Source organism: Colwellia sp. MB02u-6 (genome assembly GCF_014077095.1).
In the GTDB taxonomy this organism is placed as follows: Bacteria; Pseudomonadota; Gammaproteobacteria; order Enterobacterales; family Alteromonadaceae; genus Cognaticolwellia.
In genome coordinates, this window is sequence record NZ_JACGVG010000035.1 from 79325 (window position 1) to 97029 (window position 17705).

Genomic DNA, 17705 nt, shown 5'->3' on the forward strand with positions numbered 1-17705 from the left:
TATATCAAATAATAATTTTTGAGATCTCAACGTGCTAATGCGTTAGCGCTAGGTTAACTAAATAAGTCATGACTGTATTTTCACTAAACGTTTTTAAGCCGCTTTATTATCGCGTGTCTACTTGAAATAGGCATTTTTATAACCATCTTTAGTATAAGATTACCCTACTGGAAAGCCACTGTGAGCGACAACAGCCAAACCATTAATCAGCCTATTTCAGATCATAGCTCCGCAAAAAAAAAGCCTAAAGCATTCAGCAGCCTGTTACCTATTTTCGCCTTTATAAAACCATATAAGCTAATGTTAGCCTCGGCCTTATTGGCTTTATTAATCACTGCAGCGGTCAACTTGTCTTTAGGACAAGGGGTAAAGTTTGTTATTGATAACGGTTTTATTGCGGGTTCAGTTGAACAATTGCAATCGGCTATTTTAGGCTTAATCGGCTTAATTAGTTTGCTGGCTGTTGGCACTTTTAGTCGTTTTTACTTAATGTCTTGGTTAGGTGAACGGGTCAGTGCTGATATGCGCAAAGCGGTGTTTAATCGCATTGTTACTTTGCATCCGAGCTATTTTGAAGAAAACCGCAGTGGTGAGCTAATGTCGCGCTTAACCACTGACACCGCCTTATTGCAGTCTATTATTGGCTCGTCTTTTTCAATGGCACTGCGCAGTATATTATTACTGATTGGTGGCTTGGTGATGTTAATGGTCACTAATTTTAAATTAACCCTTTTTGTGGTTTTTTCAGTGCCCATTATTTTAATACCTATGATGATTTATGGTCGTAAAGTCAGAAAATTAGCAGAAATTTCACAAGATGCTATTGCTGATGTCGGTACTTATGCCGGCGAAATCATTCAAAATATAAAAGTTGTGCAAAGTTATACCCATGAAGTAAAAGAACAAAATGCTTTTGCGCATGAAGTAGAGAAGGCATTTTCTGTTGCTAAACAGCGCGTGAAACAACGTTCATATTTGATCGCTATTGTTATTTTCCTTACTTTTGGGGCGATTAGCGGCATGTTGTGGGTGGGCGGTATGGACGTGCTAAAAGGGCAGATGAGTGCTGGCGAATTAGGCGCCTTTATTTTTTACGCCATCATTGTTGCTATGTCTGTCGCCACTATTGCTGAGGTATACGGTGAATTACAACGAGCAGCAGGTTCCGCGACTCGGCTGTTAGCATTACTTGAGATTGAAAGTGATATTAAAGAGTTAGTTTCTCCACAAGTGATGAATAATCATGCCCAGTCGGTGATCAGCTTTAAAGAAGTTGACTTTTGTTATCCATCACGGCCAGACAGTGCGGCACTTCATCAGATAAATTTAGCCATACCGACGGGAAAAATTGTGGCATTAGTGGGTCCATCGGGTGCAGGTAAAACAACGTTATTTGAATTACTACAACGTTTTTATGACCCTCAAAAAGGCAGTATTAGTTTTAATGATATCGACATCACTGAGCTAAAATTAACCGATTTACGTCAAGCCATGGGGATGGTGCCGCAGCACCCCATACTGTTTAGCTCTGATGTTTGGCACAACATACGTTATGGTAAGCCACAAGCGAGTGATGAAGAGGTTATTAGTGCGGCGAAAAAAGCCCATGCCCATGAGTTTATTGAACAATTACCCCAAGGTTACGCGAGCTTTTTAGGTGAACAAGGGGTGCGATTATCGGGTGGGCAAAAGCAGCGTGTTGCTTTAGCTCGCGCCATTTTAAAAGACCCTGAGGTATTACTGCTTGACGAAGCAACCAGCGCTTTAGATGCAGAAAGTGAATACCATGTGCAAGCCGCATTAGATGAATTAATGGCCAATAGAACAACATTAATTATCGCGCACCGATTAGCTACTGTGATTCATGCAGATTTAATCGTGGTGATGGACCAAGGGAAAATTGTTGATCAAGGCGATCATAAGTCGTTGTTAAAAAGCTCGAAACTATATCAAAGGCTTTGTGAATTACAGTTTGATAAAGCCAACGGTGAGGCTAATTAATCACGCTGTGTGACACTTTGTAATATAAGTTGCTGTGCAGCCAATGGACATGTTTTTATATAAGGGCTATCCACTTAGCCCAACCGACCACTATATGTTGTGTTTACTAGATTTAACCTCGTCGATCACTTATGCCAGACTGCTGACATTAGCTATCAAGCGCCAAATAGCGTTTTGGATTAGATTTTTATGGATAACGCCCAGCTCAACTGCGTAGCAAACTGGCGGACTTTTTGGAACAGAAAGCGTGATAGTTTGCAGCTGTTTGTTATGTAGCTATTGTATTCAACATGAAACTATTTGGCTGCGTTTGTAGCCAAAAAGTATTTTATAAAAAATATAGAGTATCACTCATCTGATGAACCATAGAGATAACCACAAACTTAACAAATAGTTTTCAAACTATTACGCTATCAGGTAAAGCGCAGCCCGCCGCACAAAAAGCTATAGTAAAACCAATTAAACCAAAAAAAATAGCACATGCGGGAATTGCTAATACAACAGATATTCCCGCAGATCCTGGTAATGCTGCGATAGCTGCAAGACAAGCAAGCCCTGAACCAATAATTGGGCCTGCAAAATCTCGTAGATTACTTGATAAACAATCGCATAAACAACGAAGATAAGGAGAAGTTACATTTGAGCAGTCAAATAATCCCTCTCCTGAATGAACATTAATAATAAATGGATTTTCGTAGAAGTCTGGGCAACCAATTGGCTGATTATCAGATACAACGAAATTAATACAATCTTTTCTAGGTGGTCTCAAATCCATAATAAACCGATTAACAAATGTTTCATTACTAGGCTCTCCATTAAAGATCAAATAGTAAAAGCCCGCTAATATATTTTTTTCATCTCCTACAGTTTGCATAGGAACAATAATAGTTTGTGTCGAAGACAGAATATTTATATCTACATTACATTTTTCACAAATATCATCTGTCGCCTCCTTGCTTCCAACAACATCACCTAACAATCTGCTTTGATCGAATAAAGGTTTGACTCCCATGGATTCTAGCATTGGAGTCGCAGCGAATATATCTTTGGCTACAGCCACAGCAGCAATAAAATCTGATTTATTCCCGATCAAATAATTTTCGTTTACATGAATTTCTGAACAGTTACATTTTTCTTTGTTAATACTTGATTGTTCAATAACTTTAGACATAATATTTTCCTAATTTTATGATTAAAACATAACGCCCCATGAAGAGGCTTTTAATTATTGGTTATAATGTGAAACGAAACCTAACCAACTGTTAAAAGTCCTGCTTGAATGGCTTGTTAGGCAAACTTCACACGGCTACTTCTTTATGACTTCTTGACGTTCTTTTTCATATTCCTCATACGATTTAGAACCAAGAGATATACATTTTTCATACTCTGTAGGATGAAGTTTCCTGCATTCAGATTCATTATTTTTTGGCTGGGTAGAATTATAAAATTCCTTATTAGTACAGCCCGAAAGTGTAAAAATTAAACATATAGCTAAAATTGTAAGTTGGCGAATCATAGATACTTCCTTTTGCTTGCCTCACTGCTTACTATGGAGACTTCGCAGTAATGTCCGTTTCATAACATTGATTAATTATTACTTGATACTCTAAAATTTCAATAAATTAGAGGAAATAAATTAGCCATAGCTTGTTGTGCTTGGATATTAGTGAGAAGTCTCAGTAATACGCCCCCCAAAATGTATGGTAATTTTTATTTTCATGAACTTAATGTAATTTATGAACTGGTCGATGTGTGTTACTAAGACTTCTCCGTAATATGAAACGAAAAATTCATTAGAAAATATATGGCAAAAAATTTTAGCCTAATGTCAGCAGTGCGCACCAACAAGACTTAAATAACAAAAGAAAGGAACTACAACATGTGGTGGTTGGTCGGGCTAAGTGGATAGCCCTTTTTTATATCTATGACATTAAGCCAATAACTCGCTATGGGCTTAATTTTCTAATCAAGGGTCTTTACCCCGGTGGCTGATGAGCAAAAAAATTAATATCACCCCACCCTTGCTTAAAAGCTAGGCAAGGCTTAAGTTCCTGCATTCAACAGTCGACTATTTTACGTTTTACGTTATACTGCCGCGCTCAAACCTAGTATTTAATTTTTAGTTTTTCATTTAGCGGAGTTCATCATGCACGATCTGTATTACAAAGGGCGTATCCATACCAGAGTAAACCATGTAAAAACAGGTTATAACACTAAGCGTGCTGTTAAGCTTGGCACAGAAAAACACCCGTTAACGCTAGTGGTGACAAGTGAAGAAAAGAAATTAGAGGTCGCCATATTAGTTGCCGATAATGAACTGTTTGCTAATATCACGGTAGATAGCACCGCTGATGAAGATATTATTGAACTGAGTGCCATACTGAACAAACCAAGCACCACTAGGTTTGACAAAACGCCCAACCGTAATGATCCTTGTTTATGTGGTAGTGGCAAAAAATATAAAAAGTGTTGCGGTTAATAACACACTATTTTTCCATCTACTGTCAAGCTGACGCTGCTCTAATTTTTATGAGCAGCGCAGGCTAAGCCCATCTGTATTATCATCTTTATTAGCACAGGTTACTCGGCTAACTTTCTTCTCAGTTAATACCTAAGCTTACAAAGATCATTTTCAGTCGAAAACGGCTAAATTTTATTGTGCTATGTTTTGCACTCATTTGCAGTATTTACGTTATTTAAACCTGCTATCACGGCCATGGCTTGTGCAAGCGTATCTTTATCTCCGTCTAGCCAATGTATTTTAGTGCCATTTCGTTCTAACCGTCGCAGCCAAGTATCTTGTTTTTTAGAAAATTGATGAATAGCTGAGTTCAATTTTTGAAAACAGTCATTTTCGCTTAATTGTCCCTGTAAATGCTGGGCAATAAAACGATATTCTAAGCCGTAAAAATATAAGGTTTGCCAACTAACTCCTTGAGCATGTAACTGTGCGACTTCTTCAATAAGGCCTTGTGCCATGCGTTGCTTTAAACGCAAGGTTATACGTTGTCGAATAACCTCTCTGGGCCATTTTATGGCAAATATAAGTGGCTTGAGTGCGGGAAAGTCATTCATTTTATCTTGTGCTGCTAGCTCGCCTTCAGCTATTTCAATGGCTCGTACCAGTCGTTCACGTTCGATAAGATCTGTGGTGTTATGGACATTAGGTTTAAGCTGTATTAACTTTTGAATTAATTGCTCGTGACTTAGCTTAGCTAATGTTGACCTAAGGGCTTTATTTTCAGGTACGGCAATTAAGCGATAGCCTTTTAAGATGGAGTCAACATAAAGGGCTGAACCGCCAGCTAAAATAGTCAGCTTATTTTTTAAATTTATTTGCTGATGGGCATTAATAACATCTTGTTGAAAATCAAAAATATTATATTCGTAACCAGGGTCAACAATATCAATTAAGTGATGATTAATTTCTTGGTATTCATCAAGGTCTTTACCGCTGCCAATATCTAAACCGCGATAAACTTGTCGAGAGTCGGCAGAAATTATTTCACCATTTAGCATTCTTGCTAACTCTACTGCCAGTTTGGTTTTCCCCGACGCTGTTGAACCAAGCACAACGAGCATGTTAAATGCAGACATAGTTAACCTTTAGCCATTGGTAGTGAGATAAAAGCAGAATTATATCGTTAATTTCGCCGTTATGCTTGTGAGTTAAGCACTATTTTAAAACCTTAAAAATTATCGTTTGGGATCTCGTCTTCGCTAGATTATTATAAGTGCTTAATCGCATATCCTTGAGGCTTTTTAATTACCTATGACAGTCAAAAAAACGGCACAAACAGCGAGCAATAAATCAAAAAATGACCAACCTAAAAGCGCAAATAAACCAGAGGATATGAGCAATAACCGCTTAAAAAATGTTATTAGTTGGTCATTTTGGCTAATAGTGAAAATAGCTGTTATCGCCGTATTTGTGCTATTTCTCTATAGTATTTATCTTGATGGTAAAGTGCGCGATAAGTTTGAAGGTCAGCGTTGGCAGGTGCCTGTTCAGGTTTATGGTGCGATAGAAACTTATCAGCTAGGTAGTGAGTTAACTCTGACTAACTTAAAGCAGTCGTTAATGGCTAATCGTTATAAAAAAGTTTTTGATGTTAGACGCCCTGGCGAGTTTGCCTTATCAAAAACTCGCGCCATTATTTATCGCCGCACATTTGATTTTGGCGCCGGTATGGAAGCGGCAACAAAAATAACCATAGACCTGGCTAACGGTAAAGTTCAAAATTTATACCTTAACGATAAGAGGGTTTCGCAACTGAGATTAGAGCCACTTTTATTGGATAGAATTTTGCCTGAAAGCAAAGAAGACCGAGTTTTGGTGTCATTGCAAGCGGTGCCAACAAAATTATTAGACACCTTATTATTAATCGAGGATCGTGATTTTTATTTTCATCATGGCGTTTCACCCTTAGGCATTTTACGGGCACTGTACCAAAATTTTAGGGCAGGGCGAACGGTGCAAGGTGGCAGTACCTTAACCCAGCAACTGGTTAAGAACATGTTTTTAACGCGCGATAAAACCTTATGGCGCAAAGCTAATGAAGCCATTATGGCGCTGATATTAGAGTATCGCTATAGCAAAGATCAATTGTTAGAAGCGTATATTAACGAAGTCTATTTAGGCCAGCATTATGCTAATGGCATTTATGGCTTTGGCCTTGCCGCTGAGTTTTACTTTGGTAAGTCAATTCAATCACTTAACTTAGAACAAATGGCAATGATTATTGGCCAAGTCAAGGGGCCTAGTTACTATGATCCTTGGCGTTTTCCAGCGCGCACTATCAAGCGTCGAGATCTAGTCTTAAGGCTAATGTATCAAGAAGAAATTATTGCCCAACACGAGTTTGAGCGTGCGGTTGAGTCGCCGTTATCGATCAGAAAAAAACGTCGAGTAAAGCAGCAAAAATTCCCCGCCTATCTGCAATTAGTCAAAGCTGAATTAGCGCGGCATTTATCTCAATATGAGCAGCAATCTGGCGTTAGAGTGTTTACCGGTTTTGCCATTAATCAACAACTGGCATTACAAGCCAGTATTGATCAAACCTTACCGAGTTTAGAGCAAGGATCGGGCGCTGAACTACAAGTGGCGATGGTGGTGTCTGACTTTAAAACCGGTGCGGTTCGTGCGCTAGTTGGTGGCAAAGAAGCGGGCTATGCAGGCTTTAATCGTGCGCTACATGCTAAGCGACCTATTGGTTCTTTAATTAAACCTGCGATATATATTGCGGCGTTAGAGCGTTATCAACGTTTTAATTTAGCCACTTTAATTGCCGATAAAGCGATTACCCTGTCAACTGAAAACGGCCAAGCATGGCGGCCCAAAAATTACGATGGTCAGTATCGAGGCCAAGTGCATTTGATTGATGCCTTAGTATCAAGCCTTAATGTGCCTACCGTGAATTTAGGCATGGCATTGGGTTTGGACAATGTTGCTCAAGCTATTCATCTATTGGGTTATCAGGATGATATTGTTACTCGTCCGTCAATGCTGCTTGGGGCATTAAATATGTCACCAATGCAAATAAACCAACTCTATATACCTGTTGCTAATCATGGTGTTGGTGAAACGTCACATGCAATAGAGCGGATAGTTAGCGCCCGTGGTGAAACCTTATGGCAGTTTCAGGCTTTAGAACAGGCGATTATCTCAACGCAAGCGGCTTATTTACTCAACTTTGCCTTAAATAAAGTGACAACGTCAGGCACCGCGAGCTCGTTAACGTGGCGGCTTAAAGATAAAAAAATAGCGGGTAAAACAGGTACAACTAATGACCTAAGAGATAGTTGGTTTGTCGGCTATGACAATGAGGTTTTAGTCACCACTTGGGTCGGTCGAGACGATAACAAGCCAACTAAATTAACCGGTAGTAGTGGTGCACTGGTACTATTTGCTGAGTTTATGCAAAAAACAGGGGCAGTTAGTCGTCAGTCTAAAGTACCAGCAAGTGTTGAATTAGTGCGCTTTGATAATAAAAGTGGTCGGGCGGTTACCCAAACTTGTGATAATTCGCAATTACTGCCTGCTGTTACCACTGGCCTGATTTATGACAGACAGTGCGAAGCAGATCCTAAAAATATTAAGCAGACATCTTGGCTAGAAAAATTATTTGGCACTTAGTTTTATAGTGAATTCAACTGCTAAGCTTTTAGCTGGTGATTTTCGCTATTTTGTTGTTTGAATAACCCCGTTTTCAGCACTATGGTTAATAGGTCGTGTATAAAAGTGGCCGTTAACTAACACCACTTAAGCAACCAAGCTACAGTAAAAATTAGCTGGAAAGGAGTTAAAAGTATCTAGGTAATAGGAGAAGAATGAAACATAGATTAAGCTTTGGTTACTTCACATTGCTTACTGAAAATATTGTTGAAGTTATTATCGATGAAGGTATTGAATTGTCACTTGAAATGATTGAAGAGTGTGATGTTTTTTTTAAAGCGCATATCTTTGGTAACTTTGGCATGCTTATCAACAGAGTTAATAAACATAGTTATAGTGATGAAGCGCGATTATGCCTAGGGTTTTATGAGGGCTTAAAAGCCATTGCCTTTGTTTACTATTCAGATAACAGCCAAGTTATTGTTGAAGAAATAAATTTATCACGGGTATACGAACAGTGGAATAGTTGTATTTTTTCTGGCCTAGACCTTGAGTGGCAACAGGCATTTCAATGGCTACAAGGTGAGTTATTAATGGCTAATGACCAAGCTGAAAACATTGGCTAACCTTAATTAAGAATTAAGAATTAAGAATTAAGGGTGAATATTTTTTGTTAGTGATAAACAAAGAAAAACTGAACATAAAAAGCAAACCATACGGTTTGCTTTTTTATGTTCAGGAAGAACAGTATGTCACGATCACATGGATGTGAAAGAGTGACGATGTTCAGGCTTCTCATACACCCGGTGTCTTGCGATATATTAGTGTTTTAGACGCTCTTGCAAATGCTAATCTAGGTATTCAAATATTTTAAATACTCGGTTAACGCCACCCGCATTGCGCGCAACATCTACCGCCATAGTCGCTTGTGCTTTAGTCACTAAGCCCATTAAAAACACTTCGCCATTTTCTGTTATCACTTTAATATTGGTTGCGTCTAGTTTCTCAGTACCAAATAAAGAGGTTTTTACTTTTGACGTTAGCCAAATATCACTAGTTTTTGTGATAAAAGATGTAGTGTTGCTAATACGAATTTGGTTATGTAGTTGCTTAACACCATTCACTTCATTAATGGCTTTTATAGCTTGATCGCGCAAATAGCTATTTGGCGCTTGTCCAATAACTAACACACTGCCATTAACACTCACTACTTGTAGGTTGGTGTTGTCACTTAATGCGTCTATTTTCGTGAGTTTTGCATACGCATCTAGTTCAATTTTTTGGTCGTCTATTTGATTACCCAAAGAACGATTATCAGTTGCCATACTGGCCCCACCAACAACGCCAACAACAGCAACAGCAACACAGCCTTGCAGTAATACAGCAAGGCTGATTATGCTTACAATTGATTTTATCGACATGCTAAGCCTCAGATTGTGGAAACAAGGTAGTATCTATGATGTCACATAAGCAATGAATAACCACTAAGTGGACTTCTTGAATTCGTGCTGTGCGACTTGACGGCACTCTAATTTCCACATCATTTTCGCCGAGTAGGCCAGCTATATCACCGCCGTCACCACCGGTTAAGGCAATGATTGGCATGTCACGAGAAACAGCAATTTCGATCGCTTTGATCACGTTGCGAGAATTGCCACTGGTAGAAATAGCGAGCAATACATCACCATTGTTACCTAATGCGCGCACTTGCTTAGAATAAATTTCATCAAAATGATAGTCATTACCAATAGAGGTAATAGTTGAACTGTCGGTTGTCAGAGCAATAGCTGGCAAGGGTGGACGTTCAGTTTCATAACGATTTAATAGTTCGGCGGAGAAATGCTGGGCATCAGCGGCTGAGCCACCATTACCACAGGCTAATATTTTATTACCGGCTAATAGACTTTGTACCATTGTCATGCCGGCTTGCTCAATTGGCCCTGCTAATAATTCGCTGGCGGCAATTTTTGTTTGTATGCTTTCAGTAAAATTACTTTTTATCCGTTCTAACATGGTGGATTTAGCTCCGTTGTTTCATTGCTTAAAAGGCATTAATTAAAAGGCATTTTTAAGCCAAGTAATTGCTGGGTTATTAATATCGCCTTGCATCGCAATAACATCGAATCGGCAAGGGGTATTATATTCATTTAATCCGGCCTGTTGCAGGTAAAATGCCGCACATTGTTTAATTTTTTGCTGTTTTTTAACAGAAACAGCAGCAATAGCGCCACCAAAGTGATTATTTTTGCGATATTTCACTTCCACAAACACCCAAATGTCATCTTCGGTCATGATTAAATCAATTTCACCACGACGATTTTGAAAATTACAGGTCTGTAATACTAGCCCCTGTTGGCTTAAATAGTGGGCGGCTAATTGCTCACTATTCTTACCTGTGGTTACTGTGTTAGTTTTATTGGTCCATAGCAATTTCTTGTACCTTGCTACGACTGTATTTTCCCCAAATTAGGCTGCGTGTCAAAATATTATCAACGCCCAATTGTAATATACCCGTCTGACCATAATGGCGGACATAAGTTTTATTTTGCATGGCAGAAACTTTGTCTACTAACGCTAAACTGTCAAAGCCCATGGCAAAAATGCTTTGTAAGCTGTCACTGCGATTAGGCCAAAGTTTTTTTGCTTGTGCGGCTAAGACTTGGTTTTGTTGTTTACTTTTTAGCTGCCAAGGCATTTCAGTAAATATTAGACCAGACAAATCACGATTATCACTTTTGTCTATTTTAGAGCTGTGACTGCGCGAGCTGGCATAGACCGGAATTATATCAGCAAAAGGGCTAATGTTAACGTCAATATAAGGCTTTAACAGCTTGGTTTCTAGCGGCAAACCCACAACGTAAATCATATCAATATCTCGACGGTTACGTAATTCACTTTTAATGGAATATTTTATATAGCGATTTAGCTCTTTTGTGCGTTGCTGGCTTAGATCAACGCCAAGGCTAGCCTTAAGTTGATTTTGCATTTTAGCATCACTATTAAAAAATACAATTTCTGGTGCCTTACCTGTAATATGTTGCCATTGTTGGCTAAAGGTCTGCGCGATGCGACGACTGGCCCTGTCTTGATGGCTTAATATTATAGGGTATTGATAATGTTGGCGACTGAGCGTAGTTGCCGCTTGTATTGCTTCTTCTTCTGGTCGCATTGATAGAGCAACTTGATGAGGTAATAAGGTAATTGCTGATGGTAAATTAAGTAATAACGTGGGGGTTGTTATCTCGGTTTGGGCTAAGTAGAGGTTAACATTTTCTTTTAGCAGCGGGCCTACAACATAGTCTATCTTTAGCTCGGTTAACTTGGCATTTAAGGTTGTCATATCTAAGGTTGTTGAATCAATAAAGTGTAAGGTTTTAGCGCTATTAATATTGTAAGCAGCTAGTATACCTTGTTGTGCTACTTTACCGGCGCGTTCTTGTTTACCTGAAAGCGGGATAATAATGGCAATGTTTTGATATTCTTTAGTTAATGTTGGTGGCTGTTGTCGTAATCTTGCCACAATATATTGCGCAGGGTGGCGGCTAAATTCTCGTTGCCATTGGCGTAAATAGCGTTTGAATCTTACGTCGTCATCACCAAATTTATTAGCAAAAGAAAGCAGTTTGCTCCAACCTTTAAAGTTTGGCGGTGACATTTTAATTAGCTGCTGGTGCTGCCAAGGAGATAGTTGACAAAGTTGTTGCCAAATAATGTCAATATCGTACTCAGTTGCCGGTGAGCTTTCAGCAAAGGCTCTTAAATTTGCATCTAGTGCGGCAATCGGCAGGTTTCTTTGTGTTTGCACTGTGGTTAATGTTTGAAAATAATCAAGGCGATGAGTCAGTTGCGCTTTTTCTTTAATACTATTTGCGTTTTCCAGTGCAAGATAAGCATCAGGTGTTCTTGCCAAGACTAATAAACTTTTAGCCTCAATGATAGCTAGGCGATATTGCTCTGTTGGTGATGTAGCTAAGCCATTGAGTTGCTTAGCTAACCAAAGTGCTTTATGGGGTTTAGCTTCTGCTAGATATAACTCACTGGCATTTAATAACGAGCTAAGGGCTTCATCCTGTTGGTTGTCTGATATTTGTGATACCGCTTGTGCAAGCTGTTGCTCAGTGGTTAAATTTGTTCCGAGCGCTGGCATAACTTCAGCTTGTTTTTCAGCTGACTTTGTTGGTTGACTCGGCTTAGTTGTTGAACAGCTGGCCAAAATAGCTACTGTTGCCAACGCACAAAGACCACTTTTATAAGATACAAACCATTTAGTGAGTGTCAAAGTTAATAAATCCATACTTTTTAATAGTGCTTTATAATAAACTTCATCCTCTTCAGTCTCAACACAAGTATTTTATTATGTCGGATTCTCAAATTCAGCCCAGCACCTTATATATAGTTGCCACACCTATCGGCAATCTCGGTGATCTTAGTCAACGGGCGCGGGATATACTCGAACAGGTAGATATTATTGCCTGTGAAGATACTCGGCATACCCAGCGTTTGTTATCAGCTTATGCGATTAAAAATAAAACGATGTCGATGCATGATCATAACGAGCGTCAACGCCAAGAACAAATTGCTGCCTTATTAAAAGAAGGCAAAAGTGTTGCCTTAGTGTCAGACGCGGGTACGCCGTTGATCAGTGACCCAGGATTTCATTTGGTACGCCATTGCCGCCAGCAAGGGCTTCAGGTTTCGCCGATTCCAGGTGCTTGTGCGGCCATAGCGGCGCTGTCTGTCGCAGGCTTGCCCACTGACAGATTTACCTTTGAAGGTTTTTTACCCTCAAAAACAGGTGCGCGACAATCGACATTAAACGAATTGGCCAACGAAACACGTACCATGGTGTTTTATGATGCGCCGCGCCGGGCTATTGATACCGTTGAAGATATTGTTAAAACCCTAGGCGGTGAACGCTATGTGGTGATGGCGCGAGAATTAACTAAAACCTTTGAAACTATTCATTCAGACACAGCGGCCAACTTATTAAGCTTTTTACAAGCAGATCCTAATCAGCTTAAAGGTGAAATGGTGTTGATTATTGAAGGGCATAAGATCGATCCTAATGATATTCCTGCCCATGTGGTGGCAACACTGAAGTTACTGCTGTCAGAAATGAAGCCAAAAAGAGCTTGTGCTATTGCGGCAGAAATTCATGGGGTGAAGAAAAACGCGCTTTATGAATATGCGTTAGCAATGAAAGAGTAGCTGCTTAGGTTATGTCTATTGGCTTTATGGTGTAATGACTGTTTTTTTCACCGATATCTTTTACCGCTATAAAGCTCTCTCTGTTTTTAAGCCTTTGTAGGTAAGCTTGAGTTTGTGGCTGATAGTGTTTGGCTAGCCCGAGTAGTTCACCTAAATAAAGCGCATAACCGACACTTATGTCGGCAATAGTAAAGCGATTGTCGACCAAATAGTGATGGTTTTGTAAATGGATATTTAAGCGCTTTAAGCGCGCTAAATACCAAATGGCATAATCTTTAACTACTTGCGGCTGTTGACGTTCAGGCTTTTCAAACTGGCTGTATCGCAAGACTAAGGTTTGTGGAAATGTCAGCGTAGCATCACTGCTAAAGAGCCAATTTAGGTAGGCACCGTATTCTGGGTGTGTTGCGGGTAAACTCAAATGAGTTTGTGGGTAACGCTCTACTAAGTATAACAACATAGCACTTGATTCGGTCAGCGTGGTAGTGCCATCTTTAAGAAAAGGTACTGTACCTAGAGGGTTGGTCTGTAAATAAGCTTTATCTAAAAAACGCGGTGGGAATGGCAATGTGTGTAAGGTGTATTTAAGCTGCATTTCTTTTAAAGCCCACAAAACACGAAGCGAGCGAGTATTGTGGCAATGCCAAAGTTCGAGCATAAATAAAACCTAAGTCATTTTTAGCTTACTATAACAGCAGATCTATACCCGCGATATTTAATTTAGACCTAAGTGAATATATCGGGTAGAATGCGCCTTGAGTTGACGAGACAATCGCTGCTTTATCGTTGTACCCTTTATTTTTAATAAGCGGTAAACAGATAGAGGGGAGGAAAGTCCGGGCTCCAATGAACAGGGTGCCAGGTAACGCCTGGGGGGCGCGAGCCCACGACAAGTGCAGCAGAGAGAAGACCGCCGATGGTTACTTTTTCGAAAGTTTCACAGGTAAGGCTGAAAGGGTGCGGTAAGAGCGCACCGGATTGCTGGTAACAGTAATTGCAGGGTAAACTCCACCCGGAGCAAGACCAAATAGGGTTTCATGACTATGTTAACGCAAGTTCTCATAGTATAAGCGTGGTTCGCGTGGAAACCGGGTAGGTTGCTTGAGCTATAGAGCGATTTATAGCCTAGACGAATGATTGTCACTCTTCCTTGGAAGAGATACAAAACCCGGCTTATGCGTCATCTCACCAATTTTAGACACCGCTTGAGCTGTTGTTAATAGTTCAAGCGGTTTTCTAAGATCTTTTCATATCAGTTAGTTAAATTCAAAAAACGGTACACGTTTCGTTTTTCAAAACATCATTTTTTCAGCACAAATATTCTTTAATTTTCACAATTAAAATTACTTGAGGAACTGATTTAGGCTCATATCATTCCCTGACAGACTTTATCTTCAATTTTAATATTCTTGAATTAAACGTAGCGTGAGCTTACGGCGGCCTAGCTCAACTCGAACTAATCGTAAACGTAGTGATTCGGTGTTAACACCGGTCTAAAACAGCCACTATTTGCCGAATTTACCAATAAACAGATATTTCATCTTTTCTACATTGACGAAGAGACTTCTCGATACAAGGAAAATCAACGACATCACTATGTTTGCCACTTTCTAAGAAGGCTTTAACAACATTTATGTCAGTGATAGCAGAAATTTTGAATTTATCTGATGACTATTTAATAGTACTAATCATCTTCAAAAAGCATTTTTGAAGGAAATGGATACGTGTATTTAAGATAGGATGTGATAGATATCGAGAATAAGGTTAAATGCTCGACATTTGAGTTATTATCATTAAAGTTTTTAAATATTCTATAAGTTAAATTATGACACCACTAGTATTTCACCCTATTTATAGCCAACTTGAATTACCGATTAGACATCGATTCCCAATAGAAAAATATGTTGGAATACGAAATGCACTTACCGCAAATGGAGTTCCTGAAAATTGGTTTAAAAAACCAACACCGGTTAATCCTGATAATGTTAAAACCGTTTATGATCCCACCTATATAAATCAGTTGATTAATAATCAATTAAATCTTAAAGCGATGAGAAGGATCGGTTTTCCTTGGTCTCAGCAATTGATTGAACGAACACTAACTGCTGTTGGTGGAACTATAATGACTGCACAATTAGCCTTAGAATATGGAAAATCTATAAATTTAACCGGTGGTTATCATCATGCTTTTGCTAACTTTGGCTCTGGGTTTTGCATGATTAACGATTTATACTTAGCCGCATTAACCATGTTACAAAATGATAATATCAGCAAGGTACTTATATTCGATGCTGATGTACATCAAGGTGATGGAACAGCAAAGTTAGCGTCAAATAATCAGAATGTTTTTACGGTTTCAATTCATGGTGAAAAAAATTTCCCACATCGTAAACAAGTTTCAAACTTAGATTTTGCATTGCCGAAGGGAACAACAGATGGGCTTTATTTGGAGACAGTAGGTAATGCTTTGAATAAAGCCTTTACTAGCTTTAAGCCTGATGCAGTAATTTACGATGCGGGAGTAGATATTCATTGCAATGACGATCTTGGTCATCTTGATATTTCTACTCAAGGTGTTTTAGCTCGTGACAAACTAGTTTTTGATTACTGTAAGCATAAAGGTATACCAATCGCTGCGGTCATTGGTGGTGGTTACCAAAGAGATATTGAAGCGTTAGTTAATGTACACCTACAGCTTTTTGTTGCTGCAGGTGTTCTTACATAGGATATTCTACTATGTGTATTAATTATTAAATGGTGTTTACTTGTGAAATTTTAGTAGCTCACTAAGTCTGAGGACATAGTGGTGTAAGTGTGGAAATAATGCATGCCATAGTTTTAAAGATCTATCTGAATACTCTTCTCGGTACTGACATTTATCAGCCAAAGGTTGGTATGAGGTTGATGCTTGAAGTTTTAACGATTTAGTGTGCTGTCAAAGTTGGTTAGTGTGGCAACATCACCGGTAATCATGCCATCGATATTAATGTTGCCGATCCGAACTCTTACTAGTCTTAATGTAGCAAAGCCCACCGCCGCCGTCATTTTTCTTATCTGGTGATTTTTTCCTTCACGGAGTGTGATAGAAATCCAGCTAGTAGGGCCATGTCTAGGATCACGGATTTTACGACAAGTTTGTGCGCTAAGCGGAAGCTTCGAGTGGCTAAATTAATACTTTGGCTCCTAGCCAATTGCGGACATTAAGCCTTTGCAAATTCAGGAGCATATTTATAAGAGTATTAGCCAAGCTTTCGTACTCTGCTGTGATACGGGTTTAAGCTCACATTGCAGACGTTGGTGTTCAAATTCCAGATGTTAACTATGAGAAAAAATTTACCGTTAACCGAATGAGAAATTAAAGCTCGCTTTATCAATATTTCAATTGTCATGTTTTTTACAATGTTACTCAAACAACAACGTGCTTTCCACCAGAATGGTTATTTCCTGAAACTAAGCCTCATATCTCTCAGGTCTATAAGCATCTGGTTTGTGATCAAGCCAGGAATGAAATGATCGTTAAAGGCATCAAACAGTCAGTAGATAACAATAGGTCAGTAATGGCACTTACTGAAAGAAAAGAGCATATTAAATTACTAGCTGAAATTATTGCTAGTAAAGGAATAAATGTTGTTGAGCTACATGGTGGTATCTCGACAAAACAGTGACAAGAACGTATAGCTTTTTTATCAACTCACAATAATAAAAGTACAAAGGATAAAACCCAAGTTTGTGAACCTACTGGAATTTTAGCAACAGGGAAATATGTCGGTGAAGGGTTTGATTTACCCCCTTTGGATACACTGTTTATAACATTGCCCATAGCTTGGAAAGGACTTTTGGCTCAATATGCTGGGCGGATTCAAAGAGAATGTAATAATGAAAAATATATCCAAGCTTATGATTATGTTTATTATTTTCATACTTTAAAGTGAATGTGGAAGAAGCGAGAGAATGGTTATAAAGCACTTGGGTACAAATTTGATGGGCAGAAAAACCTTAACTTGTGATGTGTTAGTAATTTCTTGTAAACCATAGTGTTGAGTGTTTTTATTGAGCTGACTTATGTGTCATCTCACCAATTTTAGACACCGCTTGATCTGTTATTAATAGTTCAAGCGGTTTTCTAAAATCCTTTCATATTTTTCTATAAAATAGATTTAAGCCCATTTTTTTGTCTGATAAACTTATCAGATATACATCAATTTTAATGTCTTACAATCTCAAATTTGTATCAATAATTAATTAAGCACATTCAAGACTGAATTCTGCTATTAAGCCTGGTCTTGTTTTTTTTCATAGTGCCACCTAATTTTGATGGAGTGCGAAATAACACCTCCAGTTAGGTGGCCAAATTAACTACGCCACTGCATGTGCTTAATAT

The 17705-nt window shown here is 38.9% G+C and carries 15 protein-coding genes, 1 other RNA gene and 1 pseudogene; 8 read left to right on the top strand and 9 right to left on the bottom strand.

The features are described 5' to 3' along the window. Window positions 1-213 precede the first annotated feature (213 nt). The gene (locus H4J46_RS10020) at window positions 214-2001 is read left to right on the top strand and encodes an ABC transporter transmembrane domain-containing protein (RefSeq protein WP_182233689.1); all 1788 of its coding nucleotides are present in this window, start codon (window positions 214-216) and stop codon (window positions 1999-2001) included. Between the two features lie 397 nt (window positions 2002-2398). On the opposite strand, the gene H4J46_RS10025 is transcribed toward H4J46_RS10020, so the two are convergent. Together H4J46_RS10025 and H4J46_RS10030 are read right to left on the bottom strand one after the other, a co-directional pair. After that, window positions 2399-3172, bottom strand: a complete 774-nt coding sequence (locus H4J46_RS10025) for a hypothetical protein (RefSeq protein WP_182233368.1) — start codon at window positions 3170-3172, stop codon at window positions 2399-2401. A 135-nt stretch (window positions 3173-3307) separates the two neighbouring features. Continuing rightward, window positions 3308-3517, bottom strand: coding sequence for a hypothetical protein (locus H4J46_RS10030; RefSeq protein ID WP_182233369.1), 210 nt, complete (start codon window positions 3515-3517; stop codon window positions 3308-3310). Between the two features lie 630 nt (window positions 3518-4147). Between H4J46_RS10030 and H4J46_RS10035 the strand changes: the two genes are divergently transcribed. Then, window positions 4148-4480, top strand: coding sequence for a PBPRA1643 family SWIM/SEC-C metal-binding motif protein (locus H4J46_RS10035; RefSeq protein ID WP_182138169.1), 333 nt, complete (start codon window positions 4148-4150; stop codon window positions 4478-4480). A gap of 182 nt (window positions 4481-4662) precedes the next feature. Here H4J46_RS10035 and miaA read toward each other — a convergent pair whose 3' ends face one another. Beyond that, complete coding sequence (gene miaA / locus H4J46_RS10040; RefSeq protein WP_182233370.1) at window positions 4663-5598, bottom strand: tRNA (adenosine(37)-N6)-dimethylallyltransferase MiaA; 936 nt, start codon at window positions 5596-5598, stop codon at window positions 4663-4665. A gap of 175 nt (window positions 5599-5773) precedes the next feature. Here miaA and mrcB point away from each other — a divergent pair, with 175 nt between their 5' ends. Both mrcB and H4J46_RS10050 read left to right on the top strand, forming a co-directional pair. Then, window positions 5774-8137: a penicillin-binding protein 1B gene (mrcB, locus tag H4J46_RS10045; RefSeq protein ID WP_182233371.1), complete on the top strand. Its 2364-nt coding sequence runs from the start codon at window positions 5774-5776 to the stop codon at window positions 8135-8137. A gap of 194 nt (window positions 8138-8331) precedes the next feature. After that, a complete protein-coding gene (locus H4J46_RS10050) occupies window positions 8332-8742 on the top strand; it encodes a hypothetical protein (RefSeq protein ID WP_182233372.1) in 411 nt (136 codons plus the stop codon). Between the two features lie 222 nt (window positions 8743-8964). Here the strand turns inward: H4J46_RS10050 and H4J46_RS10055 are convergent, their stop codons facing one another. The 4 genes from H4J46_RS10055 to H4J46_RS10070 are packed head-to-tail and all read right to left on the bottom strand — an operon-like array spanning window position 8965 to window position 12410. Continuing rightward, a complete protein-coding gene (locus H4J46_RS10055) occupies window positions 8965-9537 on the bottom strand; it encodes a BON domain-containing protein (protein WP_182233373.1) in 573 nt (190 codons plus the stop codon). A 1-nt stretch (window position 9538) separates the two neighbouring features. Beyond that, complete coding sequence (locus H4J46_RS10060) at window positions 9539-10129, bottom strand: phosphoheptose isomerase (protein WP_182233374.1); 591 nt, start codon at window positions 10127-10129, stop codon at window positions 9539-9541. A 42-nt stretch (window positions 10130-10171) separates the two neighbouring features. Next, window positions 10172-10546, bottom strand: a complete 375-nt coding sequence (locus tag H4J46_RS10065; protein ID WP_182233375.1) for a YraN family protein — start codon at window positions 10544-10546, stop codon at window positions 10172-10174. Continuing rightward, window positions 10530-12410, bottom strand: a complete 1881-nt coding sequence (locus H4J46_RS10070; protein WP_182233376.1) for a penicillin-binding protein activator — start codon at window positions 12408-12410, stop codon at window positions 10530-10532. The genes H4J46_RS10065 and H4J46_RS10070 overlap by 17 nt, the downstream gene beginning before the upstream one ends. Window positions 12411-12472: 62 nt before the next feature. Between H4J46_RS10070 and rsmI the strand changes: the two genes are divergently transcribed. After that, window positions 12473-13324, top strand: coding sequence for a 16S rRNA (cytidine(1402)-2'-O)-methyltransferase (rsmI, locus tag H4J46_RS10075; protein WP_182233377.1), 852 nt, complete (start codon window positions 12473-12475; stop codon window positions 13322-13324). Window positions 13325-13328: 4 nt separating this feature from the next. On the opposite strand, the gene H4J46_RS10080 is transcribed toward rsmI, so the two are convergent. Continuing rightward, window positions 13329-13982, bottom strand: coding sequence for a glutathione S-transferase family protein (locus H4J46_RS10080; RefSeq protein ID WP_182233378.1), 654 nt, complete (start codon window positions 13980-13982; stop codon window positions 13329-13331). A gap of 98 nt (window positions 13983-14080) precedes the next feature. Between H4J46_RS10080 and rnpB the strand changes: the two genes are divergently transcribed. Both rnpB and H4J46_RS10090 read left to right on the top strand, forming a co-directional pair. Continuing rightward, window positions 14081-14516: RNase P RNA component class A (gene rnpB / locus H4J46_RS10085), an RNA gene on the top strand. A gap of 633 nt (window positions 14517-15149) precedes the next feature. Beyond that, window positions 15150-16049 (top strand): histone deacetylase, encoded by a 900-nt coding sequence (locus H4J46_RS10090; RefSeq protein ID WP_182233379.1) that lies wholly within the window; start codon window positions 15150-15152, stop codon window positions 16047-16049. Window positions 16050-16240: 191 nt separating this feature from the next. Here the strand turns inward: H4J46_RS10090 and H4J46_RS17255 are convergent. Further along, a pseudogene (locus tag H4J46_RS17255) lies at window positions 16241-16453 on the bottom strand (pseudouridine synthase); the annotation flags it as partial. 380 nt (window positions 16454-16833) lie between these two features. On the opposite strand from H4J46_RS17255, the gene H4J46_RS10095 reads away from it, so the two are divergent. Further along, complete coding sequence (locus H4J46_RS10095; protein WP_182233380.1) at window positions 16834-16989, top strand: hypothetical protein; 156 nt, start codon at window positions 16834-16836, stop codon at window positions 16987-16989. Window positions 16990-17705: the final 716 nt, after the last annotated feature.